General features: G+C 51.7%; 20 protein-coding genes. 13 read left to right on the top strand and 7 right to left on the bottom strand.

Annotated elements, in window-relative coordinates:
• Positions 1 to 66 precede the first annotated feature (66 nt).
• Genes CFLAV_RS03240 through CFLAV_RS03230 form a run of 3 tightly spaced genes read left to right on the top strand, consistent with a single transcriptional unit; the run spans position 67 to position 1,486 of the window.
• Positions 67 to 426: an autorepressor SdpR family transcription factor gene (locus tag CFLAV_RS03240; RefSeq protein WP_050785612.1), complete on the top strand. Its 360-nt coding sequence runs from the start codon at positions 67 to 69 to the stop codon at positions 424 to 426.
• Entirely contained in the window at positions 341 to 1,039 is a 699-nt protein-coding gene (locus CFLAV_RS03235; protein ID WP_007413185.1) for an SdpI family protein, read from the top strand. The genes CFLAV_RS03240 and CFLAV_RS03235 overlap by 86 nt, the downstream gene beginning before the upstream one ends.
• A gap of 21 nt (positions 1,040 to 1,060) precedes the next feature.
• Positions 1,061 to 1,486, top strand: coding sequence for a DUF4019 domain-containing protein (locus tag CFLAV_RS03230; RefSeq protein ID WP_007413184.1), 426 nt, complete (start codon positions 1,061 to 1,063; stop codon positions 1,484 to 1,486).
• Positions 1,487 to 1,810: 324 nt separating this feature from the next.
• Here CFLAV_RS03230 and CFLAV_RS03225 read toward each other — a convergent pair whose 3' ends face one another.
• The 3 genes from CFLAV_RS03225 to CFLAV_RS03215 form a co-directional block, all read right to left on the bottom strand.
• Positions 1,811 to 3,490 (bottom strand): RNA polymerase sigma factor, encoded by a 1,680-nt coding sequence (locus CFLAV_RS03225; RefSeq protein WP_083808742.1) that lies wholly within the window; start codon positions 3,488 to 3,490, stop codon positions 1,811 to 1,813.
• Between the two features lie 385 nt (positions 3,491 to 3,875).
• Positions 3,876 to 4,670 carry a 3-keto-disaccharide hydrolase gene (locus CFLAV_RS03220; RefSeq protein ID WP_007413181.1) on the bottom strand — a complete coding sequence of 265 codons (795 nt, stop codon included), beginning with the start codon at positions 4,668 to 4,670 and terminating at the stop codon, positions 3,876 to 3,878.
• A gap of 73 nt (positions 4,671 to 4,743) precedes the next feature.
• Complete coding sequence (locus tag CFLAV_RS03215) at positions 4,744 to 6,507, bottom strand: RNA polymerase sigma factor (RefSeq protein WP_007413180.1); 1,764 nt, start codon at positions 6,505 to 6,507, stop codon at positions 4,744 to 4,746.
• Between the two features lie 198 nt (positions 6,508 to 6,705).
• Between CFLAV_RS03215 and CFLAV_RS03210 the strand changes: the two genes are divergently transcribed.
• Both CFLAV_RS03210 and CFLAV_RS03205 read left to right on the top strand, forming a co-directional pair.
• Positions 6,706 to 6,954 (top strand): hypothetical protein, encoded by a 249-nt coding sequence (locus tag CFLAV_RS03210; RefSeq protein ID WP_007413179.1) that lies wholly within the window; start codon positions 6,706 to 6,708, stop codon positions 6,952 to 6,954.
• A gap of 82 nt (positions 6,955 to 7,036) precedes the next feature.
• Positions 7,037 to 7,564, top strand: a complete 528-nt coding sequence (locus tag CFLAV_RS03205; RefSeq protein WP_007413178.1) for a Crp/Fnr family transcriptional regulator — start codon at positions 7,037 to 7,039, stop codon at positions 7,562 to 7,564.
• 160 nt (positions 7,565 to 7,724) lie between these two features.
• On the opposite strand, the gene CFLAV_RS03200 is transcribed toward CFLAV_RS03205, so the two are convergent.
• Both CFLAV_RS03200 and CFLAV_RS03195 read right to left on the bottom strand, forming a co-directional pair.
• Complete coding sequence (locus tag CFLAV_RS03200; RefSeq protein WP_007413177.1) at positions 7,725 to 8,237, bottom strand: cyclic nucleotide-binding domain-containing protein; 513 nt, start codon at positions 8,235 to 8,237, stop codon at positions 7,725 to 7,727.
• A 254-nt stretch (positions 8,238 to 8,491) separates the two neighbouring features.
• On the bottom strand, positions 8,492 to 9,058 hold the full coding sequence (locus tag CFLAV_RS03195; protein WP_007413176.1) for a universal stress protein: 567 nt from the start codon (positions 9,056 to 9,058) through the stop codon (positions 8,492 to 8,494).
• Positions 9,059 to 9,961: 903 nt separating this feature from the next.
• Between CFLAV_RS03195 and CFLAV_RS03190 the strand changes: the two genes are divergently transcribed.
• The 4 genes from CFLAV_RS03190 to CFLAV_RS03175 all read left to right on the top strand — a co-directional run bounded on the left by CFLAV_RS03190 (position 9,962) and on the right by CFLAV_RS03175 (position 17,177).
• Positions 9,962 to 11,014 carry a virulence RhuM family protein gene (locus tag CFLAV_RS03190; protein ID WP_007413175.1) on the top strand — a complete coding sequence of 351 codons (1,053 nt, stop codon included), beginning with the start codon at positions 9,962 to 9,964 and terminating at the stop codon, positions 11,012 to 11,014.
• Positions 11,015 to 11,238: 224 nt separating this feature from the next.
• The gene (locus CFLAV_RS03185; protein WP_040546680.1) at positions 11,239 to 13,680 is read left to right on the top strand and encodes a choice-of-anchor tandem repeat GloVer-containing protein; all 2,442 of its coding nucleotides are present in this window, start codon (positions 11,239 to 11,241) and stop codon (positions 13,678 to 13,680) included.
• Positions 13,681 to 13,749: 69 nt separating this feature from the next.
• Positions 13,750 to 14,457 carry a hypothetical protein gene (locus tag CFLAV_RS03180; protein ID WP_040546679.1) on the top strand — a complete coding sequence of 236 codons (708 nt, stop codon included), beginning with the start codon at positions 13,750 to 13,752 and terminating at the stop codon, positions 14,455 to 14,457.
• 194 nt (positions 14,458 to 14,651) lie between these two features.
• Entirely contained in the window at positions 14,652 to 17,177 is a 2,526-nt protein-coding gene (locus tag CFLAV_RS03175) for a tetratricopeptide repeat protein (protein WP_007413171.1), read from the top strand.
• A gap of 172 nt (positions 17,178 to 17,349) precedes the next feature.
• Here CFLAV_RS03175 and CFLAV_RS03170 read toward each other — a convergent pair whose 3' ends face one another.
• Both CFLAV_RS03170 and CFLAV_RS35395 read right to left on the bottom strand, forming a co-directional pair.
• Positions 17,350 to 17,784 carry an outer membrane beta-barrel protein gene (locus tag CFLAV_RS03170; protein WP_160164472.1) on the bottom strand — a complete coding sequence of 145 codons (435 nt, stop codon included), beginning with the start codon at positions 17,782 to 17,784 and terminating at the stop codon, positions 17,350 to 17,352.
• The gene (locus CFLAV_RS35395) at positions 17,708 to 17,965 is read right to left on the bottom strand and encodes a hypothetical protein (protein WP_040546675.1); all 258 of its coding nucleotides are present in this window, start codon (positions 17,963 to 17,965) and stop codon (positions 17,708 to 17,710) included. The genes CFLAV_RS03170 and CFLAV_RS35395 overlap by 77 nt, the downstream gene beginning before the upstream one ends.
• A gap of 237 nt (positions 17,966 to 18,202) precedes the next feature.
• Here CFLAV_RS35395 and CFLAV_RS03160 point away from each other — a divergent pair, with 237 nt between their 5' ends.
• The 4 genes from CFLAV_RS03160 (at position 18,203) to CFLAV_RS03145 (ending at position 24,232) form a co-directional block, all read left to right on the top strand.
• Entirely contained in the window at positions 18,203 to 19,057 is an 855-nt protein-coding gene (locus CFLAV_RS03160) for a hypothetical protein (protein ID WP_150107253.1), read from the top strand.
• 884 nt (positions 19,058 to 19,941) lie between these two features.
• Positions 19,942 to 21,309, top strand: a complete 1,368-nt coding sequence (locus CFLAV_RS03155; RefSeq protein ID WP_007413168.1) for a 3-isopropylmalate dehydratase large subunit — start codon at positions 19,942 to 19,944, stop codon at positions 21,307 to 21,309.
• 90 nt (positions 21,310 to 21,399) lie between these two features.
• The gene (locus CFLAV_RS03150; RefSeq protein ID WP_007413167.1) at positions 21,400 to 23,265 is read left to right on the top strand and encodes an O-antigen ligase family protein; all 1,866 of its coding nucleotides are present in this window, start codon (positions 21,400 to 21,402) and stop codon (positions 23,263 to 23,265) included.
• Positions 23,266 to 23,407: 142 nt separating this feature from the next.
• Positions 23,408 to 24,232 (top strand): FecR domain-containing protein, encoded by an 825-nt coding sequence (locus tag CFLAV_RS03145; RefSeq protein WP_007413166.1) that lies wholly within the window; start codon positions 23,408 to 23,410, stop codon positions 24,230 to 24,232.
• Position 24,233 lies beyond the last annotated feature (1 nt).

The raw sequence follows: 24,233 nt of genomic DNA, 5'->3' as shown, positions 1-24,233 counted from the left end.
CGATGTCTTCCAAACAAACTTGACTTCGGCTAGTATTTAGATATTTGTCTATATATCGAAGGAAGTATGGATAAGCTTTTCAAGGCATTGAATGATCCGACGCGCAGGAAAATTCTGGAGTTGCTCCGGGAGAGGGATATGACTGCAGGCGAAATTGCCGATGGATTTACCATCAGCCAGCCGAGCATTTCGCATCATCTGGATCTGCTGAAGCAAGCCGACCTGGTTCTTTCGGAAAAGAACGGGCAATTTATCACCTATTCGCTAAATACAAGCGTATTGGATGAATGCCTGTCGTGGTTGATGAAGTTGTCAAAGCCGAGCAAAAAAGGAGTTAAACATGAAACTCGCCGATCTGAAAAAGGAGTGGCTTCAAGTGGTGATTCTGGCCGTGCCGTTTTGCGCCGTCGCCCTGCTTTGGGATAGACTGCCGGGCTGGGTGCCGATTCATTGGAACGCCCGTGGAGAAGTCGATGGGATCGCGAGGAAGTCATTTGGCACCTTGCTGGTACCTGTGGTCAACGTTGGGATTGCCTTGTTGACGGGTTTACTGCCGTTGATCGATCCCAAGCTGAGAAAGCACGATCCGGAAATGCGGGCCAGCCTGTGGCGAACAGTACGGATTTTTCGCCTGGCCATTACCGCGTTCATGTCCTTTGTATCCCTGGTAATGCTGGCCGCGACACTCAAGCTTTTCAAGGATGGGGCGAATTTCACCTACGCGATATATATTGGCATGGGTTTCCTATTCGTTGTGCTGGGAAATTTCATGACCAAACTACGTCCCAATTACTTTGTTGGGATTCGCACCCCATGGACACTGGAATCGAAGGAGGTCTGGGCGCAAACCCATCGAGTCGGTGGGCGATTGATGATGGTCGAAGGATTTCTCATGATCGGGCTTTGCTTCATTGTGCCACCGGAGCGTTATGCGTTCTGGGTCGTGTTACCTCTCACTCTAGGATTCGCGCTCTTTTCCATTCTGTATTCCTACGTGCTGTATAAGAAACTGGGGGTGGTTCGGCATGCCTCGCAGTAGGGGCTAAATTCGAGGGGTTTTATGAAAAAATACTACATCTACTGGTTGTTGATTATTGCATGCGGATTGTCTGCATGCGGCAAACCAAGTTCTTCCCATGCGGAACAAGAGAAGGCGGCAACGGATGCTGCACTTGCCTGGTTGGCGTTGATTGACAAGGGGAGTTACAAGGAAAGTTGGGAGCAATCTGCTGTGCCATTCAAGAATTCCTTGACCCCGGAAAAGTGGGCAGAAATGGTGAAGCCGGTTCGAGCTCCGCTGGGGAAAGTGGAATCGAGAGAGGTGAGGAATCGGGACTACATGACTGAATTGCCGGGCGCGCCCAAGGGCGAATACGTCATCATCCAGTTCAAGACACAATTTGAGAATAAGAAGGATGCCATCGAAACTGTCACGCCGATGTTGGAGGATGGCAAGTGGAAGGTGTCGGGCTACTTCATCAAGTAGGAGAGCGGGGGACGTTTAATCTGCATTCGGGACAAATATAGCATTATGGTGGAAGGATAATTTCGCTCTGGACGATTCCGATATTTGTTGTGGGAATGGTCCAGTTATGCGCACCCAGGAACGCAGAGACGTTCTTTCATGCCTGGGGTTTTGTGGTCCTGATCTGTCCGATGCTGGGGTGTATTCACAGCTCCTTTGTGACGCGGAAGATTGACAAGAGGAATGGCGATACAACCCCTGAAAAAGTTCTGCAGCAGTCCAAATGACATCTTAAGGCTGGTGCAGGTTGATAGCGCCGGAAAAATATGGAGCGATCTGGGCGCATCATTTTTGACCAAGACGCACATTCATTCTACTCAGCTGTTCAAGCGCATTCGATTGAGCAGCGGTTTTTACATAAGGAATGAGTTGCTCCAGCTCTCCGGGTGTCTTGCCATTGTTCGCGTCGGAGAACTCTTTAATTGCGGAGTTGAGCTTTGAGCTGAGGGTTGCCACTGCTTCCGACGAACCACGCATTGGGCCAAAACTGCCGGGGCCGATGCCCCACGGAGTGTCGTATTCCGCATCCACAACCGTGTCTGTGATTGCCCATTGCCCTTTCATGTCGCTCACTTTTCCGGTCTGCAGAAGTTTATACGGCTGTAGCAGAGCGTCGTCCACGGGCTTTTTAAAATAGGTCTTCAACTGAAGAATATCTGTTGGCAGGGAACCGTTATTCTGTTCGGCATACTTTTCAAGAGCGTCGCTCAGATCGTTCACAAAGATGTTTCTGGCATAGCGCCGAACTTCGCTCAGCGTCTTGCGGATGCCGGATTCTGATTCCAAGTCTTCGTCCCTGGCCAGATCCAACCAGGCGTCCTCTGACAGCAATTCCATCTCTGGAATCCTTTGGTTCGGTCGATCATCAAACAGTTGTCTGAGTCGGGCTTCGTTGGCCTTCCACTTGAGGGCTCTTTGCACGAAGGGATCGTTTCCGGCGGTGTTTGATTCTGCCAGTTCCTTCAAGTCGCGACGCATCCTTGTAACTTCCCCGCGCAATCTTGGGAGGTCCGCGTTCTCGCGATGCCACTGCAGTTTTTCTTCCTTCAGAGCGGCGATTCCACCCAGTGCGGCATCCCGCTCCTTTCGCAAGTCTTCGATTTGGTTGAACGCAAGCCGTTGCTGTTGTTTGAGCGCTTGAACCTGGATTTCAGAATTGGAAGCGTGGCGTGCTTCGTAGAGGCTGGTGCCAATGGCGGCAACGATGGCGGCAGTGATCAGGGATTTTTGGAGCGTGGTCATGGCAATAGTTGTCGCGGTGCCGGAGAAGGTTGCAGCCAGGGCGGCGCTGGAGAGGGTTGCGGAGAGACCAGCAGGCGCGACAGTGGCGGCATTGGTTGAGAGTGTGGTTGAAAGGGCGACGGCGGTGGTGGTGACGCCGCGGTTGGTTAGATGCTGGCGAAGGCGTTCCAAGGCGCGGCTTACCCGTTTTTGGGCGGTGTCATCGCTGATCTTGAAGCATTGGCCGATCGTACGGAAATCACTGTTTTTGAAGTAACGCAACAGCAAGGCTTCCCTGGCTTCCTCGCTAAGCTCGCTCATGGCTTCATCCAGGGCGGGACGGACACGACCCCAGTCAGGTACCGTTTCGGAAGCTGTGTCAAAGTGTTCCATAACCTGTTTTTCGCGTGCCTGACGGCGATGGTCATTGCGCAACTGCGTGAGCGCGGCGAAGCGGGTGCTGCGATAAAGCCAGCCGAGAAGTGAAGCGTGCTCGTCCAGTGTTCGAGTCATGGATTTTGCCTTGCGGGCGAGGTCGGTGAAGACGCTTTGGGCGACGTCCTGTGCCAGATCGGGCGACGCGACCTGCCGAAGTGCGGAGCCGTAGACCAGGCCGGTGTGGCGAACGACGATTTCGCGGAACGCGGCTTCGTTGTCGTGTTCGGCGTATAGCCGCAGCAGTTGGGCGTCGGACTGATCGTACATTTCATCCATTAAACAACCGCTGGGCAGAAAATCCGACAAAGTTTTTTCTCATCCGCGATATGACCGCTCGGGTTTGGCGAGAATGAAGGAGTCGATTGGATTTCGTGGCCGGTGCGTGTTCGTCACTTTAGGGATGGCCGGCAGTTTGGGTGCCTGGAAAGCTCAGTGGTGCTTCGTGATATCCACGGCCACTGTGTTTATGGTGGCAGGTTGAGAAGTGGCAACGTTCTCAGCGAGACAGTTCGATGGGGAGAGAAGCAAAGTTACCAGCCGGCATACCAATCCAAAGCAAGATACCTTGCCAGCAAGGTGCGATGGCGGGTTGAAATGCACAAGTAGCTGATTACTCTTATTACTACACTTTGAGAAGATTAGGTCAAGCTGGCACTCGAAGCCATCTCACCAATATCCGCCCCGACCACTTTCATGGCAGTTCCCGAATTCTAATTTCCTTGAAGAGGATGGGGGCACCTTCGGATTCGATACAGAGGTAACCGCTTGCCGGGTGGACGTTGTTGCCACCTGAAACCTCTTCACCATTGACCCAGAGGCGGACTTCTCCGTTGATGCAGCGGATATAATAATGGTTCCATTCGCCAAATCCTTTGCTTAGATTTTTGGAGGGGAAACTCCGGCTGCCATCGGGAGATGTGGGAACGAATGGCTTCATGGTGGAGTTGCCGACCGGAAAGACATCGCCGTTTGTGGTGAACCAGGTTGCCTTCTTTTTGGACTTCTTCTCGTATTGTTCCTTGTAACCGTGATCGAGCACTTGCACTTCGATGCCTGAGGGAAATGGGCCCTTCGCGCCCTGTTCCAGGTTCTTGATGGATTCAGGAGAGGCCCAGACGTAGATTCCCGAGTTGCCACCTGATTGTTGGTGTTGCCATTGAGCGACCATTTCGAAGTTCGTGTAAACTTTCTCCGACCGGCTTACTCCTATGGGAGTGCCGGTGCAATAGAGGATGCCATTGGTCCAATTCCAGGTTGACGGTTGGCAGTTGACGTTTACGAAATCTTTTTCGCCCAATATGCGCCAGCTTGAACCGGTGCCGTCGATGATTGCTTTTGGAGGAGGGGAAGTTGGTTGTGCGGTGCAATGAATCACCATCGACAGGCTGAACACAATCAGGATGAGGGGAAAGATCAGCTTGAATGAAGAAGCGAGAGAGGGAATGAAAGATGGTTTGGCCAGTTCATCACGTTTCGGAGAAGTCATGCCCTGAGTTTATAACTCCGTGCAGGACGAAGGCAATGATCGAGGCGGTTTTTGCACATGAAGTTTTACTGTGTCAGTTTGAGACATTGTTGCGTTTGATCAATCGGTCAAAGGCGTCCTTTTCCGCGGTGGTTTGGAGATAAGGTTTGATTTCATTCGGTGATTTAGGTTCCTGTCCGGGATTGGCTGCGGAGAACGCTTTGAAAGCTTGATCCAGGACTTTCCCATCACGAGCGTTGGCTTGATCCTCCATGAAAGATTTTGTGAAGGATTTTAGTTCTTCGTCTGAAGTGTTTCTCTGGCTGGCCTCGCTTTGCGCGATGACTGATAATGGCGGATCATTTGTTCCCCACATTTGGCTGCCGCTTTCGCCCATGCTACTGCTATTGCTGAATTGGAGTCCGGTCGGGCCGACTTTAAAGATGGTATCCTTCTGGTCGTCTGCAGGGGCTTTTTCCGCCAGCACCCATTCGTCCCACTTCACGGGGCCTGTGTGTAATAGTTGGTAACGCTCGAGCACGGCGTCTTCAACAGGGGATGCGAAATAGGGCTTCAGTGCGGCAGTATCAGGAGGCAGTTCGTTATTGTTTGCCCGGGCATACTCACGCAAAGCACGGGACAGTCTGGGAGCGAACTTGTCCTTGGCCAGTTTTCTGAGTCGAGCCAAGGCTTCCTTGTATCCCCAATCGGTGACGACATCTGCGTCCTTAACCACCTCCAGCCAATCCTGATCGCTGAGATATTTTAGTTCAGGTATGGACTTGCCGGGATTTTGTTCCAGTTTCTCTTTCAGTCTTCTGACTTTATCCATCCAGAGTTTGGCACGCATTTCCATCGGGTCGGGGGAGAGCGTGGAATCTTCGTTTAACAATTGTGCAAGTCTGTCCTGCTCATTTCGAAGACGTGTTACTTCGGCGCGGAGTTTGAGCAGTTGGGCTGAGTTCTGGTTCGAAGATTGGTTGCCGTTGCCGATTGAGGCGAGGCGGTGCATGGCATCATCACGCTCCTGGGTGAGGCGAGTGATTTGTTCGCTCAGCAAACGTTGCTGTTGTTGCGCGGTTTGGAACTGGCTTCGGTAATTTGAAGACTGGCGGGACTCGTAGATTCCCACGCCAACGGCGGCGGCGAGTGCGGTGGCAATTAATGTCTTTTGGAGTGTGGTCATGGCGACGGCCTGGGTGGCGGTGGCAGTAGTTATTGTTCCGGTGAGTGCAGTGGCTGTCGTGATGGCGGTGAAGAGAGTGATGGGTGCTGCCAGGACCGCATTGGCGGAGAGGATGACGACAAGAGTGCTCGCGCCGATGGTGATGCCGCGTTTGGTGAAAAACTCACGGAGACGTTCGACGGCGCGGCCGACGCGTTTTTGGGCGGCATCATCACTGACCCCAAGAGTTTGGCCGACTTCACGCAGGGATTTATTCTCGAAATAACGAAGCAGGACGGCGGTGCGGTCGGTGTTATCGAGCGCGTGCATGGCTTCGTCGAGAAGGGGAGCGATGTGCGTCCAGTCGGCGGTGGTGGCGTTCATGGCGGTAAGTTCACAGGCGACCTGTTCACGAAGTTGACGGCGGGCTTCGCGGCGGACGACGTTGATGGCCGTGCGGTGGGCGACTTGATAGAGCCAGGCGGCCAGGATGGTGTCGGGCGCGAGGCGGTGGGCACTGCTGGCGAGATCGGTAAAAGTGGATTGAGCGACTTCTTCGGCGAGTTGCGGGGAGCGAACCTGGCGGAGAGCGGCGGAATAGACCAGGTTGAGGTGACGATTCACCAAAGCCGCGAAGGATTCTTCCGATTTGTTCTTCACGTAGTTTTGCAGCAATTCCAGGTCGCTTGTCATTGTTTGAAAGTATATCCCCGCTGTGGGGAGGAATCCGACAAAAAATCTGTGTTGTGCCCGGAAGTTTTCTCCGGGCTACCTCTCCGAACGACAATTGAGGAGAAGGTTTCGCCAAAATAGGGAGAGCCAAATCCTGCTTCCCAGTCAAACTTGAATCGTGATGCTAAACAATCATTCATCTCAACTGAAAGCAGACTTATGTTAAAAAAAATTCTTCTTACCTGTTCCTTGATCGCCCTGGGCATTGGGTTTAGCGATGTCGGAGAAGCTTCACAGTGGGGTCTGGGACGTCCACTCGGCGCGGTGTTCTTCATTCTCTACTTCATCGTGATGCTGCTGGAAAAGGAATCCGCGCTTTACGATGCTGAACAGCGGCGGAACACGGAAAAACCCAGGCAATCCAGTCCGGTCAAACCACTTGCCAGCGGGGTTTGGCAACCATCATGAGGGGCATGTGTTTCGCAATTTATGTAACACTTACGCCAACGGACGGGTCGGGACTGCCAGCAGATTAAGGAATTAATTAAATATGAATACCATCACTGAATCCACTTCCTCGAGGACTCCACAATCGGGAATTATAACCACCGCCGGTTTGCCGGCAATGATGGCGAGTCATCCCTTCCTGGAGGGGTTTAGCCCGCACCAACTCCGCCTGCTCAGCGACTGTGGCATGGTGGTGAATTTTCGACCCGGCGAAGTGATTTTCAGAGAAGGCGATCCCGCCAACCGCTTTTATCTTATCCATCAAGGAAAGGTGGCGCTGGAATCGTATGTAAAGGAACGTGGGGTCACCCCAATCCAGACGGTAGGTGCTGGCGAAGTCCTCGGCTGGTCCTGGCTCTTTCCACCTTATTATTGGCACTTTGATGCGCGCGCGGTGGAATCCACCGAAGCACTATTCTTTTATGGCACGCCGTTGCGGGAGGAATGCGAAACCGACCATGATCTTGGTTATGAACTCTACAAACGCATGGCCGAGGTAATGATGGAACGCTTGCAGGCCACGCGACGGCAATTGCTGCATTCCAATGGTTGTTCTCGCAAGTGCATGTGAGTTCGGATCAGACAATGGATTCTTTGGATTGCTGCGCAGGGGCCACGAAGTCAGGCTTATTGAGCAACTCTCAAGGCCAAGGGTCTGCTTGAGACGAATGAGCTTCAGCATGAAAACCTCAGCACACCTCCGGTTCGGCTGATCGGGCTGTCAAAGCCATTCAACCAGCCTTTTTATTTTCCAGGTTGGGATTGCCCTCGAATTTCAATAAACGGCGTCTTGTTGCCTGCAATCTGCTCAACATTACTTCAGCCATGCGTTTGTAGAGTTCATAGCCGAGATCATGGTCGGATTCACATTCCTCGCGCAGGAGTTTTCCCTGGATGTACATGGCATCCGTCGATTCCAAGGCTCGGGCATCAAAATGCCAGAAGCAGGGTGGAAACATCCATGACCAACCCAGCACCTCACCGGCTTCGATATTTTGGATGAGCTGGTTGGCTTTGTCCTGCGTCCGCGATTCGAGCGCCACTTTTCCCTTTTGAATGAGGTAGAACCGGTCGGCCGGGTCGCCTGCACGAAACATTAGCTCACCCGGTTCGAAGTGCGCCTGCCGAGAACAGTCACCCAGTATCTTCACCTGGTGTGCGCTCATGCCCTGAAGAAAGGGGTGTTGTTCGAGCAAGGGGACGCTGGATGCACCAGGATTGTGGATCGTCGACTTGGCTGGCATAAATCTCCTTTTCTTGTTGCGCTTGCTTGAGTTTAGAGTGGATTAGTTTCAGTCGCGGCCGTGGACACGGGCACCAAACAAATTCGTGTTCTTTCTTCCCCACGACACTCACTGGACATGGAGCAAGTCCACTGGCGCCAATATCCGCTCCCAGTGGATGCAGGAAGCGGTATTGGCAGGCGCGTGTACAGCAACGAGGTTGGTCGAGCGTCACCGTGATTTCGTGATTTCCTGTGGCATCCTGTTTTCAAGACTTAGCCCTGAGTTTCATGTCGTCGCTCCCGGACCACGAGAACGGGGCAGGGGGCGTGGCGCACAACTCGTTCCGCCGTGCTGCCCATAAACATGTGCTTTAAACCGGTGTATCCGTGAGTGGCCATGATGATGAGGTCGGCGTGTTGGGAGGCGGCGGCCTGGATGATTTCGTTGTAAGGTCTGCCGGTGGTTATAATTTTCTGTGAATCGATGCCTGATTTGATTTTTTCAGCCCCCAATTGATCCAGCATTTTTCGTCCCTCGCTTGCCATGATGGCGTTCACTTCCTCAGTTTCTGCCGGAATCATCACATTATCCGGATAAAATGTCGGTTCAATCACATGAACCAAAATAATTTTGGCGCCGAATTTTTCTGCCAGCGGCAGTGCGTATTCCAGCGCCCTTTTGGAGAACTCGGAGAAATCAACGGGCACCATTATGTTCTTTAACTGGAATGGCCATCCCGGACCTTGAGCTTCTGCGAAGCTGCGGTCGAGCAGCTTTTCATCACGGCGATTGAGTTCCATCACGACCTGTCCCGGTTTTGAGGTTGGTTTGACTTTCATAGGTTTTTCGTTGTTGTTGTTAAATTCTGATCAGGCAAATGCGTGTTGGGTTGCACGGACTACGGGAACCGGACACGATTGGACTTGGCCGATGGACCAGTCCTGAACGACTTTTTGCCGGTTTCGTTTTCATGATTCTGAATAGTTAGTGGTTGAGCTTTGCCTTACGATTAACCCTTCCACGCTTCGCTGGTTATGACTCCACATCTTTTGCTCTCCAGTAGCTGATTCTTGTTGAGCCAGGGCTTGAAACTCGATGACCAGTCTGCATGTGTGGTGCAAATACTTAAACGGATGGTTATGATTATGCGGCAAAACAAAACTCCTCTCACACAGTCCATAACACTATCAGTTGCGGGCGGGCGGCGAACTGGGGTTAACACCTGCTTTGTTGCCTTTCGATGCACGATTAAACCGCTTGAATAAGCCGGGGGATTTGATACGAACAACGCACCTTGGTGGTTATCTGGTGCTGCTTCTACTCGTAGTTTGTTCAGTCTACGGTTTTACCGGTTGTTGTACTCAGCAGCGAACTGTGGCGCAAAATCCAAATCGGCCATTGAGTGATAAGCGGGAAGAAGTTGAGGCTCTGGAATCCGAGCTTTGCCTTTTAACGATGAATTTGTAACAGCTTCAGCGGAATTTCGCAGCCGACTCGCAGCAACCAGGTGGGCTCCAACATGGCGGCAAACAAAGGCTCTATACGGCCGAGCAAAAAGAGCGTGATTTGGATGAGATGATTCGGATTTTAACAGAGGCTAAACATAAGGTGATTGCTGAGACGGAACGAATCAGTGGGGAACTTAAATTGCCCAAGGTGGTTTGGTGAACGGAGGGTAATTTCTAAATCTTGTAAAGCTGAGCTTGTGTCGGTAAGCAATAGTGACGCGTTGGTTAAAGAGAATGACGAAGAATAATCCTGAAGCTAATCCTGGTGGTGAGGTGATCCTTTATCTGACGGAGGACCAGCAAACTCGCATGCAGGTACGGCTCCTAGGGGGCACTGTCTGGTTGTCATTAAATCAGATTGCTGAGCTCTTTCAGAGGGATAAATCAGTGATCTCCAGGCACATAGCTAATGTCTTTGAGGAAAGGGAATTGCAGCGCGATTCAGTTGTTGCAAATTTTGCAACAACTGCGACGGATGGCAAAACTTATCAGGTCGATTTCTTTAATTTGGAACTCATAATCTCTGTTGGCTACCGGGTGAAGTCGCAGCGGGGCACGCAGTTTCGGCAATGGGCCACCTCGCGGCTGAAGGAATATCTGGTGAAGGGGTTTGTCCTCGATGATGAGCGGTTGAAAAATCCACCAGGGCTGGGCGTGGCGGATTACTTTGACGAGTTGCTCGAACGCATTCGGGATATTCGTGCGAGTGAGCGGCGAATGTATTTGCGGGTAAAGGAAGTCCTGGCTCTTGCGGCCGACTACAAGGTTGATGAGGCGGAGGTGCAGGTTTTTTTTCAAACTGTCCAAAATAAGCTGCATTATGCCGTCAGCGGGAAGACTGCGCCGGAGTTGATTGCCAAGCGGGCTGACCACAACAAGCCGAACATGGGTTTGACGAGCTGGAAAGGAGGGGTGGTCCGTAAAGGTGATGTGACGGTCGCCAAGAACTATCTTAACAAGAAGGAGATCGCGGAGCTCAACCGCATTGTCGTCATGTTTCTTGACTACGCGGAAGACCAGGCCAGTCGCCGAAAGCAGGTGTTTATGCGCGATTGGCGCACGAGGCTGGATGAGTTCCTGCGTTTTAATGAACGGCAGGTGTTGCCGGATTCCGGCAACGTTTCCCGCGAAGAGGCGAGCCGACGTGCCGAGGAGCAATATGCATTATTTGAAAAGCGGCGTCGGGCTGAGATGGAGTCGAGCGCTACGGTGGCACTGGAAGCCGATTTGAAATTATTGGAGGAGCAGGCAAAAGAGCTGTCCAAGCCGAAGCGTAAAAGGAGCTAGAATGAAGCCAGGTTGATCTCCAGAAAGAACGGGAAACGGATCCGCTTCAGCATCAGGGAACTGTTTGTCATTTTTCCCAGCAATGGAATCGGGCCGAGTTAAATGGAAGAGTTTGACAGGGCTGCGTTTCTTCTGAATGCTCGGGTGGTCGTGGAGGTGGACGGGTTGGGTCTCGTGCTTCTTCCGTCAGGATTTATCTAAAAAAATTTAAGATGTTTCGAAGTATGCCAAAGAGCTCAGTTCCGACCTATCATTCATTTTTGTCCGTGGGGCTTAATCGTAAGCAAATGGGCTGGTTCGCGCTGGTGGCGGTTTTTCTGATACTGCGTGTGGCCTGCGCCGAGGGAGGCATTGTAGAAGAAATTTATAGTTTTACCGGGGTCCATACTTCGTACGCTCCGCTGCTCCTGGCCGATGATGGTAATTTTTATGGCACTACAATGGACAGCGGTAGGTATGGTGAGGGGACGATATTCAAAATGACTCCTGATGGCACCCTCACGACCTGGGTATCATTCAACAAAACAAATGGTGCCTGGCCAAGGGGAGGGTTGATCCAAGCCAGCGATGGCAACTTTTATGGTACCACTCTCAGTGGTGGTACGGGAGACGACGGCACGGTGTTCCGAGTGACCACGAATGGGGTTCTCACCACTTTGGTCTCCTTCGATTTCACCAACGGGGGCTTTCCTTATGGTGAGCTTATGCAAGCCAGCGATGGCAATCTGTATGGCACGACTTCTTCCGGTGGTGGGAGTGGCGCTAACGGCACGGTGTTCCGACTGACTACGAACGGGGTTCTCACCACACTCGTTTCATTCAATTCCATCAACGGTGCATCACCAATGGCCGGACTGGTGGAGGGCGGTAACGGCGAGTTATATGGCACGACCTCAGAAGGAGGTGTGTATGATCATGGCACCTTGTTCAAATTGACGACCACTGGCGTTCTGACAACGCTGGTCTCCTGCAATCTTACCAATGGGGCCCGCCCAACCGCCGGACTGACGCGCGGGATGGACGGTAATTTTTACGGGACGATGACAACCGACGCCAAGGGAAACGGCACAGTGTTCAAAATGGCTCCGGATGGTGCGCTCAGCACATTGGTGTCGCTTGATGCAGAACAAGGTGTACTCCCATTTGGCGGACTGGTACAAGCTGGTGATGGGCTCTTGTATGGCACAACATCAGGAGCAGGACATGATTTCGGTGGGGTGTTCAAAATAACAACCAACGGGGTCTTTACTTCCCTGGCCTTTTTTAGCGGCACCAATGGGGCCACGCCTTTTGCCAGCCTGGTGCAGGGTGCTGATGGGGATCTTTATGGCACCACTTCAAGTGGGGGCGGCATAGGTTACGAAGCAACCGTGTTTAAAATAACAACCAACGGCAACCTGACGAGCCTGGCCTTCTTGAATGACCCTAATGGCTACCACCCAGGGGCCGGGCTGTTATTGGCCAGCGATGGCAACCTTTATGGCACGACGTTGGGCGGCGGGACGATCGGCCGAGGGACGGTATTTAAAATTGCAAAAGATCGCAGTCTCACCACGCTGGTCGCATTCGACCTGTATAACGATGGGCAGATGTCTGAAGGGAGTCTGATGCAAGCCATGGACGGTAACCTATATGGGACTACCAGTTCGGGCGGAACGAACTTGGGCGGCACAGTTTTCAAAATGACAATGAACGGAGCACTCAGCACCCTTGCGTCGTTCAGCGGCACAAATGGTGCAAGGCCTCAAGGGAGCCTGGTGGAGGGGAGCGATGGGACGTTGTACGGGACGACGTACGCGGGCGGTACGAACAATAACGGGACGGTATTCAAAATCACGACGAATGGCATCCTGACCCCCCTTGTCCTCTTTGATAATAATAATGGCTCCTCGCCGATGGCGGGATTGGTGCAAGGCGATGATGGGAACCTGTACGGGATCACGACTGGTGGTGGAACGAACTGGGGTGGCACAGTTTTCAAAATGACAACGAACGGAGTGCTCACCACCCTGGTCTCGTTCAGTAGCACAAATGGCAATTATCCCATGGCTCCACTGGTGAAGGGGAGCGATGGGTTCTTGTATGGCACGACTGAAATGGGTGGCGTGTACAACCGTGGCACGATTTTCAGAATATCGACCAACGGGGTTTTCACGTCCTTGTTATCGTTCGATGGGAATAACGGGGCCTATCCAAGAGGGGGGCTGGTGCAAGGGAAGGATGGCAATTTTTACGGCACAACGTCCGGTGATGAGGCGGGTCATACAGGCACCGTGTTTCGAATGACGCCCAGTGGTGCACTTACTACTCTGTTCTTTTTTGATTTTAACACTGGCAGTGGGCCGGTGGGCGAACTCGTGCAGGGACAAGACGGCAGTTTTTATGGAGCCTGCGACGAGGGCGGGACTGGCCAGGCTGGCAATATTTACCGGCTCATTCCGCCACCGGAGATTCGGGCGGCGTCAAATGCCAGTGGAGGTGGATTGACGCTGACGTGGAATACGGTAGTGGGGCAGGCTTATCAACTACAGTACCAAACTGATTTGAATCAAGCTGAATGGAATAATCTCGGGAGTGTCATCACTGCGACAAATTTGACTGCAACGGTGTCGGATGCACCTGGACTCGGTGCTCAGAAGTTTTATCGGGTGGTTCAGTTGCCGTGAGTTAGTTGAGAGTGAGTGGTTCGAGGGTGAATGCTTGACAATTGCGAGGCGGAAACTCATACGAGGGGGATGCGTGCTACAATTGTGGTTTTATTGGGGGTGCTTCTTTGCAGTCTGAGCGTTTGGGCTGAGGAGAAGTTGGCGGTGTTGAAGGTTGGGAGTGAGGTTTATAGCAATGTGACGGTCACGAGTGTGACGACCACGGATATTTATTTTTCGCACGGTCAGGGGATGGGCAATGCCAAGTTGAAGAGGCTGGAGCCGGAGATGCAGAAGCATTTCCATTATGATGCGGCCAAGGCGAGTGCGACGGAACAACAGCAAAAGGATGCTAATGCCCGGTATGTTCCGCCAAGTGCCAACACCTCGCGTCCAACTCCTGCGCCCGAGGAGGAAGACCCGAAGGCGGTGATGGAGGAGGCCATTGCAAAAGTTAAAGCAATCGTCAACCAACCGGTTACCCAGGTGAGCCGTAAATCTGGCATGAATGTCAGCATCTATAAGCCGGGTTGGTTTCATGACGGTGCCATAAAGCCGGATTTCGATACGGTGGACGTGCGCGCGACCCAGGAGTTCATCTATGACAAGCACCCGTATGTTAGTACTGATCAGAATCCGGGGGTGGCGTTCAACGGGCCTGAACTTGAGTTCAATGCGATGACAAAATATTTTTACGTCGATCGTTCGCTGCCGAAGAAAAAATTGACGGAGGCGGAGATGTTGGAGATTAACCGACTCTATCGCATTATTGGGAGTTGCGAGAAGAAGTTGAAGTAGGGGAGTAATGATGAAGTGTCGACTGATGGTGGGGTGAGTTTCCATCGCAGCCGAAGCTAATTGTCATCAGTTGTGCAGTCTTGGAAATCGCCACATCGGAGATGGCGAATTCAAGTGAGCCTGCGGGTAATGTTGAAAGACCTCACTTGTAATCAAGGCTTTCCTAAAAAGCGTGGGCGGTATATACGATTCTCATGGCAAGTATAAGAGTTCGCCGGGGATACATTTTAATCCTAATCGCAATCGCATTAGGCGGATGTTCACATAAGGAGAGCGGTCCAGCCGAGTCCAGCAACGGGGATGGTTACTTCAAAACCCATTTTCAGGACGAATCCCAGTTTATTGTGGAGGAGGTTCTGACAGATGTCGGTGAGATGGCGTTTTACGCGAAGAATAAGCGGTTACCCAGTGCCAAGGAGTTTTATGTGCACGCGGTGGAAACCAGTGGTTCTGCTTTCAGGGCGCCGAAGTATGAAGTGACCATAAGGCTGGAGAAAAAACTCATAAAGACGGTCGTGGATGTAAAAGAGCCGATCTGGTCGCCGGAGGTTTACGAGGAAGCAGCAGGCCAAATATTTAAGACTCTTGGAATAGCCAAGGTGAGTCGACCGCCCGCAGAGCCAGATGACGAAGAGATGCTAAAGAGCCTGCTTGATCCTCGAGCCGAGGTGCTGGCTGTGGAGGACAGAACGCTTTCGCAGAGTATACGTGAGAATTTCACAAATCCAAAATTGCACGAGCAGGCGGCGTTCCTGTTGGGGACGTTCAGCATGAGGGAGAGTTCGGGAGAATTTTACGATGTGCGATTGCCGCTTTGCCGGATGGCTGCGCATCTGGCTTTTGCGCGGGAGTTGGCGGGAGATTCGTCGGACGGAATCCACGGCCAGGTTGCGATGGCTCAGTTATTCCTTTTAATGAACAACGAGACAGGCGCCTTGCAGCGGATCAAGGCATTAAAGCAACCTCAGATGGACGTGTGGATACGACTGTTGCGAGCCCGGGCCACCCACGATTACCGCGAGATAAAAGGAGTTTCCAAGCCTACAAAGCTAGAGAATATTGAGTGTTTCCGGGCATATTGCGTATCGGTTGATACCTCGCTGGCATGGGATGCATTCAGCAACACTGAGTATACGCAAGTGCCGGATTATTGCCGGATTGTGAATGCGAGCGGCTATTCGGTGGGGATGGGGCATGTCATGATGCAGTACAGCATTCCGATGGAGATGAAGGAACTTGGTGAAGTCTACCAGTCTTACCAGAACAAGCAGCTGGAGAAGGATAAGATAGTGGAGGCTTTGAACCAAAAGCCAGCCAGGTTCCTCACTGTGGATGCGCAGGGCAAGGCGCAGATGAATGTGATTGGCTGGGGCCAGTGGGCGTTCTTCTGTCAGAGGCATCTGTGCAACACCCTGGTTGAGAACTTTCGCGTTTTGAACGAAAAGTTTGGAGTTCCGGAATCGGCAAAGGAGTTCACGAGCACGGCGGAGAAGAATTTCTCCAACCTTTACTTGTTTCCATTTGTGAGGCGTTACATCTCTCTCGATGAGGCAGATTACCACAAGGCTGAAGATGAAGCATTTCCACTGACGGTGGCGACTCCGCATCTCATCTCTCCTCAGATCTGGAATTTCATTTGCTACCAACCGCGCTTCGCACAGCTGTATATGCCGGCACCGAATCCCCACCTTAACGAGTGGCACAAGCATAATCCTCCGCCGGGGACCGTGTATACATTACATCCGCGATTGGATCATCCGAGTTTGACACGAAGGGCTGATACAGTGCAGGTGATGGAACAATTGCTGGCCATTGCCCCTTACGATGGGGATTTGATCGGTGCTTACCTGCAGGTGAAATATCCCAACGCAAAGCCGACGTATGAGCAATTGGAGCCATTATATCATCGCAGTGTGGACTACAACGTCCGTTTCATGGAACAGGTTGCCAATACGTTGCAGGATAAGCCTGATGAATATGAGAGGCTGATGCTGAAGGTGGCCAAATTGAATCCATGTAACTATCTTGCCCTGGGTAATTATTTTGTCCAAAACAAGAAAGTTGACAAGGGTGCGGAGTATCTGGAGGTGGCGATGAAGGAATGCCAGAATGCTGTGGCTTCAGCGAATCAGTCGGAATGGCTTATCGACTATTATTTCAACAAAGGAGAAAAGGAGAAAGCGTACAAACTGGCTGATTTTGCAGCTGATGAAGTGTATTCCTTTGCTGGACTGCGGGCCAAGGCGAATTTGTTGGAAATGGACGGGAAGTGGATGGAAGCATTGGAATACCGCAAAAAGATGGAGGAGCGATATCAAGATACGGCCGGGGTGGTCTGGTTTTACCTGCGTTACAGGCTCGCTACAGGCGATACCCGGTATGACTCAGAGATGGAGAAAAATATAAAAACGTTCTTTCCCAAGGGACTGGAAGAGGTCACGCCAGAAAGTTTCAAAGAGGCGCCGCAATACGGTGTGCTCCTGAACGGGGATAGCGAGGAGTTGCAGAAAGCAGGTTTGAGCAAAGGAAACATCATCGTGGCGGCGTATGGAAAGCGCATATATGACACTTACCAATATTCCTACCTGCGTGAAGTTAGCAAAGAGCCGGGATTGCGTTTGATTGTGTGGAAGAATGGTGAATATGCAGAGGTGAAGGCCAGTCCACCGAATCGTAAGTTTGGAGTGGATATCCTAAGTTACGACAGCAGCCGTAAATAGGGGAACAATAATAGTTGTGGAGGCCGATTGGAAATTCCTCGAGAGGCGGGCTGGTCTTGAGGAGTTTCGAAAGTTGAAAAGCCAATTGATCGGTAAGATAAAAAAGAAACGCCGGGTGCGAGCGCCCGGCGTTTGATGTTGGAGTTCTTTAAAAGTTAGTCAGACCTTCAAATTAAAAATTCCAGACGAAGCTGGCGAAAATGGCATGGTTGAAGGTGTCGTCTGTGCGAGGGCCGTGAAAAAAGCTGTAGCCGGTGGTGCCGAGGAATTTGTAGCCAACGCCGACATCGATGTGTTCGTTGATGGCGTATTTCAGGCCGGCTTCGGCCTGATAGGCGAAAGTGAAATCGGTAGAGCTGCTGTCAAGGAAGGGATCCTTCAGATGTAGTGTGCTGCCGATGCCGCCGACGCCGCCGCCAATGTAAGGGGTAAGGCCGTTGTCAAAGGGAAGTTTAAAAATGGCTTTGGCGAGGAACGGATACTGATAGAGATCGCCCGACGCACGAGATGCGAGGGGGATGCCATCGAGTTTATCCACCGAGTTCCAGATGGAACCGGTTTCGAATTCGGCGGCGAATGCCTTGCAAAAATTGTAGCCGAAGGCCAAGGTTGGCGCGGAAGCCGGGATTGAAGGCGAAGTCGGCGCCGTTGATTTTGAGGTCTTGTTGCAGCGAGCCGCCGGCATCGACCTTGGCGTAAAAGCCGGGTTCGTCCTTGGCCTGGAGGTTTGTAGTGGTGATTACGAGTGCCGCAGCGGATGCTGCGAGATAAGTAAGTTTGGATTTCATTTTTGATTGTTAATTAGGTTCGGTCGACTCCCTGGCCGGCCGTACTAACACTGACGATCTTCTGCCGATTTAAATTCAAATTGTTGATTTTCCCGGCGGGGGAGTGTTGGGGTTCTTACGGTTGTGGTCAAGTTTTTGTTGGTGGAGTATTTCTAAAAATTGAGGTGCGCCTTGCTGTTCCACTCAAGGTTGATGTCTGACGGATGTTTAAGCGCGAAGGCTTGACAATTGCAAAGGGTGAACTCATACGAGGGGATGCGTGTTACAGTTGTCGTTTTGTTGAGTTTGTTTTTTGTCAGCCTGAAGGTTTGGGCGGATGAACAGTTGCCTGTGCTCAAGGTTGGTAGTGAAGTTTACAGCAATGTTACGGTGACAAGTGTCACGGCCACGGATATTTATTTCACACACGACAAGGGGTTGGGGAATACGAAGTTGAAGAATCTGGATCCGGCGATGCAGCAGCATTTTCATTATGATGCGGCGAAGGCGAGCACCACGGAACAAAAACAATGGGCGGCCAATGCCCAATATTCTCTCCCAGGCGCCGGTGCGGCCGGCCCTGCTCCTGACCCGTCAAATCCGAAGGCAGTGATGGAGGATGCGATGGCGCGAGTCAAAGCGATCGTCAATCAGCCGGTCACGGAGTTGCGGCGCACTCCCGACATGGAGGTGTCCACGTATCAGCCCGGTTGGTTTCACGCCGGTGCCGAGAAACCGAACTTTGATACGGTGGATGTGCGTGCCACGCAGGATTTGCAATATGGCAGGAACGAGTACGTCACTTCGGATCTGAATCCGGGAGTTGCTTTCAATGGTCGTGAACTGGAGTTCAATTCGATGACCAAATATTTTTACACGGATCGTTCGCTTCCGAAAAAGAGGCTGTTGGAGGCGGAGATGGTGGAGATTAATCGGCTGTATCGCATCATCGGAAGCTGTGAACAGAAGTTGAATCAACCACAAATCACGGAAGCGCCAGTAGCTGCGAGCATGGGATTTCTTTCGCAGCATAAGCCTGCGGTTATTGGTGGAGCGGCGGCGATTTTGGTGTTTTTGGTGGGGGTTCAGCTTATGAGGAACAAGGAGGTGTAGACTGTCTATAGGCTGATTCAAGATGTAGAGACAGACCAGGAGCACGATGCGCACGATGTATTCGGTTCGCGGATTTACTGGGGGAGCTTGCAATTTGCAAATCTTTGAGGGGAAGTTTGAGTCTCTACGCAATTAAGGTTGGTCGCGGGTAGGATTGGAATCGTGGGTCGCGTGCGCGAAGGGAATCGGGGCAGGAGAAATGAATCTCCTTACGTCGATTGCTACGCGATTAAACGATGGTCGCGGGATGTGGCGGGGTCGTGGGCCACATTTGTGGAAAGGCGCTTCGGAATAAGGTATTAAAAAGAGAGTAAGTGTAAAATAATACTTGACTCAGTTAGTAATTTGCAACACTATTTTCCATTATTTTAAATGAAATTAGGGAAATGCTGAAAAGCCGATTAACAAGGTGTTTGCCATGGAAGCAGCTTCGAGAGCATCTCTTTCAAGTGATTGTAGATAAATGATTCCGGCATTGATGTGGCCGCGAAGGAATGGTTGGGCTAACTGCGAGTTAACTGCAGTTATTTTATTTTAAAATTTTGATTTTTGAGGGTCGAATGAAAGATGTTACGTCCATTTGCCAAAATTTGAAGCGGGGGTGGTTTTTCACGGGCCTGTGTCGAGTGACAGAAATTCGGAAGGTATCGGAAGGTATCGGAAGGTATCGGAAGGTATCGGAAGGTATCGGAAGGTTGGAGAAGTTGTGAATGCCGAGTCGCGAATTTCAATCTTAATAAAGCTAACGGTATATAACGCCAGATAACGCTATATAACGGCACATAACGGTTAAAATTTTTTTACATGAGAAAAATCGAGAGACATGCAGAGATCCGGATTCCATATTGCAGTTGGGGGAGAGGTCGTTTAGGATTGGTTCTCTTATGACTTTGACGGAAAAGATTCTGGCGCGTGCGGCGGGCAAGGCAAAGGTTGAAGCCGGCGATAACGTGTGGGTGTCGGCGGATGTCCTGATGACGCACGATGTGTGCGGTCCGGGCACGATTGGCGTGTTCAAGCGTGAGTTCGGCAAGACGGCCAAGGTGTGGGACAAGCAGAGGGTCGTCATCATTCCCGACCATTATATTTTCACCGCGGACAGCAAGTCGAACCGCAACGTGGATATTCTGCGCGATTTCGTGAGGGAGCAGGGGTTGCCGTATTTCTATGACGTGATTGACAACCCGGATGGCAACTGGGTTTTTGATCCGTCGAAGGGATTGCTCAAGAAGCAATATGGTTCCAATTACGCCGGTGTGTGTCATACGGCTTTGCCGCAGAAGGGGCATACGCGTCCGGGCGAGATTTTGTTCGGCACGGATTCGCACACTTGCATGGCGGGTGCGTTCAATGAGTTCGCGACGGGCATTGGCAATACGGATGCCGGGTTCGTGATGGGAACGGGCAAGTTGTTGTTGAAGGTGCCGGAGACAATGCATTTCCGTTTGGAAGGCGCGTTGCAACCGGGCGTGATGGCGAAGGATATCATCCTGCATTGCATTGGCGAGATCGGCTTCGACGGTGCGACGTATCGGGCGATGCAGTTCGATGGTTCGGGCGTGGCGAGTCTCTCGATGGATGATCGCATGACGATTGCGAACATGGCGATTGAGGCCGGTGGGAAGAATGGAATTTTTGAATTTGATGCGCAGACCAAGGCGTTCGTGGATTATCGTTGCAAATTGAATGGAACGAAGGCGACGTATCAGCCGGTGGAGCGCGATGCGAACGAGAAGTTCGTTTATGATATGGTGGTGGATTTGAGCAAGCTCGAACCGACGGTGGCGTGTCATCCTGATCCGGGCCAACGGAAGAAGGCGAAGGAGATGGATGTGAAGCTGGACCGCGCGTATATCGGTTCGTGCACGGGTGGAAAGACGAGCGACTTTTTGGAATTCGCACGCGTGTTGAAAGGCAAGCGGGTGATGATTGATACGTTTGGGGTGCCGGCGACACCAGAGATTGTGCATGATTTGCAGACGGCGCGTTGGGGGGAGAAGACGGTGTGGCAGATTCTTGTCGATGCCGGTGTGCAGATGACTGAGAACGCTGGTTGCGCTGCGTGTTTGGGTGGACCAGTGGATACGTTCGGTCGCATGAACACGCCGATGAAGTGCATCAGCGCGACGAATCGTAATTTTCCTGGACGCATGGGGCACAAGGAATCGCAGGTGTTTCTCGCGTCGCCAGCAACGGTGGCGGCGAGTGCGTTGACGGGCAAGATCACTGATCCGCGCGAGTATTGGAGTTGATTGAATTTAGCGCGATGCGTCGTCATTATTATTAAAGTGGCGGCGCATTTTTTTTCGGTCGCGGCAGTGCATGGCTGGCGATCTTATTGAATGGACCGTGAACAAATAGATAGTTGGTGTGAGAAGGGGATTCTCGCGCTGGTAATTGGAATTCTGGTTTTTTCGGCTCTGGCTTTTGGAGCTGTAGGACAATGGGAGTTCCTGGTTGTTCAAGGCCTGACCGTGGGAGCTCTTTTATTATGGGGAATCCGGCTCTGGCTTATCCCTCGTCCAAAGATTTTGTGGACGCCGGTTTGTTGGGGCGTGGTGGCATTTGTCGCTTATGCAATCGTGCGATATTTACAGGCGGACATTGAGTATGTCGCGCGACAGGAATTGATCAGGATACTGGTGTACGCGTTCCTCTTCTTGATCGTGTTAAACAATCTGCATCGACAGGAATTGACGCAGATATTTGCCCTGGCTGTGATTTTCCTGGGGATGTTGATTTCGTTTTATGCCATTTATCAGTATGTGGCAAAATCCAATAAAGTATGGACGGCAGTGAGTCCATATACAGGGCGTGCCGGGGGGACATTCATCTATCCCAATAACTTCGCTGGTTATCTGGAGATGCTGTTGCCAGTGGGGCTTTGCTATGTGCTGGCGGGGCGGTTTTCACATGTGATGAAGATTGCGCTTGGCTATGCTTGCGTGGCGATGTTGGCGGGAATTGGTGTCACGATGTCGCGGGGAGGGTGGTTGGTGGCGGGTGTGACGCTGGCGGCTCTTTGCGGTGTGTTGCTCACTCAGCGGAATTTTCGGATTCAAGCACTGCTCCTGCTCGCGTTGCTGCTGATCGGAGGAATGGTGATGGCACCCAGGTTGCGGAGCATGAACGCCCGGTTTGCCAACACGTTCTCCAGCGGCAGGGCTGATGACCTGCGGTTCTCGATCTGGAAACCGGCCTATCGCATGTGGCAGGACCACTTCTGGCTGGGGGTGGGTCCTGATCATTTTGATTATGTCTTCCGGATTTATCGTCCGGAGGATGTGCAACTTAGGCCGGGTCGGGCGCATAATGATTACCTGAACACATTGGCCGATTGGGGCCTGGTGGGGACAATCATTGTTTTGGCGGCATGGATACTTTTGTATGCTGGAGTGTGGAAAAGCTGGAGAGCAGTACGCGGAGTGCAGGATGATTTTTCGAGAAAAAAGAGTAATAAATATGCTTTTGTCATGGGAGCGTCGCTGGGTTTGTTCGCCGTGCTGCTCCATGCCACGGTTGATTTTAATCTGCACACGCCGGCAGTGGCCATCCTGGCCATCAGCTTGATGGCAATATTGAGCAGTCATTTGAGGTTTGCCACGGAGCGTTATTGGTTTGGGATTGGCAGGTGGATGAAGATTATTGGGACTGCCAGTTTGGTGGTGAGTGGGGCATATCTCACATACGAAGCGGGGCGGAGCGCGAGAGAATGTTATTGGCTTCGACAAGCGGATCGCCTTCCAGAATATACCTACGCCAAGATCGCGGCCCTGGAAAAAGTGCATCAGGTGGAGCCGATGAACTTTGAGACAACCTATGCCATCGGGGAATGTTATTGGATAAAAAGCAGGCAAGGTGGTGATGACTATGAGGCTTTAGCCAAAAAGGCGATGGAATGGTATGAGCGCGGCATGAAACTGGATCCTTTTTATGGATATAATTGGGTGCGGACTGGAATGTGCCTGGATTGGATTGGTCAACACGAGGAATCCTGGTCTTATTATCAGCATGGGAATGAATTGGATCCCAATGGATATATAACTACAGCGAATACGGGATGGCATTTTTTGCAGATTGGAGATTATGCAGCGGCGAGGACGTGGTTCGCGCGTTCGCAACGTTTGGAACGGGAAAATAACGCAGAAGCGTCGTTTTGGCTGCCTATCATTAAACGGAAGATGCTGGAGGCAGCAGTTGCGAAATAAAGTGCTGCAAATCTGCTCATTATCCGTCCGGTTTGGCGATAGCAACCGGAGATTATTCCATTGACATCCAATTTGCTAATAGTTAAACAGAAGAGGTAAGTAGCATTATAGATTTACGACCTGAGAAAAACAGGATGATTTTATGAAAAAGATTCACGGATTTGCCCAAAATATTCTTGCTGGCGCGGTTGCTTTGATGGTGGTCGCTTTTGCCACGCACGCAACAGCACAAACCCCCGTCATTGCTAATCCTGCAAATCAGGAGATGGTGGCGAAGGTCGTAAATGTGAAGGGGAAGGCCCGGGTTTCAACAGACGGCAAGACTTGGCAGACGGTTGCCAAGGGCGACCTTGTCAAGCCAGGCAGCGTGATTCAGACCGCTGGAAATAATTCTCTCGTGGACATTGTTCTCGGCACAAAAGACTCGACTGGCACTGTCGGAGAAGGTGGGGCCCAGACCATTTCCCATCGTGGATCAGGTGGTGGTGCTGATTCCGTGGGTCAAAACGTGGTTCGAGTTTATGAAAATTCGGTTTTAGCCATTGACAAGCTTACTTTGGAACAAATCGGAGCCGATGAGGTCAGCGACACGCAGTTGGATTTGCGCGCGGGCCAGATCATGGGTAATGTGAAAAAGCTTTCTGCGGCTTCGAAGTACGAGATCAAGATTCCAAACGGTGTTGCTGGTATTCGTGGCACGACGTATCTCATTGCAGCATCTGGAGTGGTGAACGTGCTGACCGGATCTGTGGTGGTTGCGGTGGTGGACAAGGACGGATCGGTTGTAACCCGCGTGGTTTCGGCTGGATTCCGTTATGATCCTGCCACTGATAAAATCATGCCAATTCCCACCAAAGTGATCGACAATCTCACTGCTGAATATAAGCGTCTAAACTATCCGCCTCAGACTCCGCCAACGACTTATCCGAAGGATCATACCATCGTGTTCGTTTCCCCGAACCAGTAGT

The sequence above is a fragment of the Pedosphaera parvula Ellin514 genome (assembly GCF_000172555.1).
Classification (GTDB): Bacteria; Verrucomicrobiota; Verrucomicrobiia; order Limisphaerales; family Pedosphaeraceae; genus Pedosphaera.
The sequence above is the reverse complement of the archived record's forward strand: the minus strand, read 5'-3'. Positions and strand labels throughout refer to the sequence as shown.